Source organism: Oleiphilus sp. HI0117, assembly GCF_001635235.1.
In genome coordinates this window covers 1-1,282 of record NZ_LWGA01000819.1, presented here as the reverse complement: position 1 = coordinate 1,282, position 1,282 = coordinate 1, and the positions used below count along the sequence as shown (strand labels likewise).

At 45.2% G+C, this 1,282-nt stretch carries 1 protein-coding gene; it reads right to left on the bottom strand.

The features are described from left to right. Positions 1-123 precede the first annotated feature (123 nt). Positions 124-1,282 (bottom strand): polyphosphate kinase 1 (gene ppk1 / locus A3757_RS13645; RefSeq protein WP_068739790.1); only part of this gene is annotated, 1,159 nt, incomplete at its 5' end.

The window sequence follows — 1,282 nt, the reverse complement described above, 5'->3', positions numbered from 1 at the left end:
CCCAGTTAGCCCATTCTATTCGGAATTTAAACTAAATGTACTGAATCTTTGGTAATGTCGGCTGAATCGCACTCTTCTTTTAAAGTATTGAAAACAGATAAAAGAAGAGTGCCAGGTTTGGCTTTAGGTTGAGGCAAGGTGCTCGAGTAAATATTGTTGTGCGCAGACTCGAGATTCGGCTTCGGCAGGTTGGTTCAAATGATATTTTCCCTCGGTGTCCATAATCCAGCTTTGGCAATTATCGCTTAGGTAGAAGCCAATTTCGGCTTTCACGCGTTCTACTAGCTTCTTATCTTCCATCGGGAAGCAGGTTTCAACACGCTTTAACAGGTTACGGGTCATCCAGTCGGCACTGGCACCATAAATCTGGTCATTACCATCATTGTGGAACCAATAAACTCGAGTGTGCTCCAAGAAACGCCCGATCACAGAGCGTACTTCGATCGTTTCGGAAATACCCTCTAGCCCTGGACGTAAACAGCATATGCCGCGGACAATAAGCTTAATAGGCACGCCTGCTTGTGATGCTCGATACAGTGCCCGAATAATTTTGGGTTCTGATACTGCATTAACTTTAATGGTGATTCCTGAGGCTTTACCTGCTTTGGCATTATTAGCTTCTCTTTCTATCATCGAAACCAAAGAGTCATGTAAGGTGAAAGGAGCATGGAATAGTTTTTTGATCTTCAGTGCTTTGCCCATACCCGTGAGCTGCTGGAATATTTTATGAACCTCTTTCCCGAGAGCTTCATCACCACTCATAAAGCTATAGTCTGTATAGAGGCGGGCGTTCTTTGCGTGATAATTACCCGTACCCAAATGTACATAGTGCCTAAAACCTTCGGCTTCGCGTCGGGCTACGAGTATCATCTTGGCGTGGGTTTTATAGCCCACTACGCCATAAACGACGACAGCGCCAGCTTCTTGCAGGCGGCTGGCTAGTTCAATATTTTCTTCTTCGTCAAAACGGGCTCGTAATTCTATTACTGCAGTGACTTCTTTTCCGCGTCTTGCTGCATCGACCAAGGCGGCAACAATTTCAGAATTAGCGCCGCTACGGTAAAGTGTTTGTTTAATAGCAACGACATCGGGGTCTAGGGCAGCGTGTCGAAGAAAATCGATAACTGGTGTAAAGCTCTGGAAGGGGTGGTGCAGAAGAATATCTTTCTGTTTTATAGTTGAAAAAATATTGCTGCTTTTCTTTAAAGGCTTTGGCAGGCCTGGAGCGAAGGCCGGGTAGAGTAGTTCAGGTTTGTCGACTAAATCTGGTAGTTGCATTAGG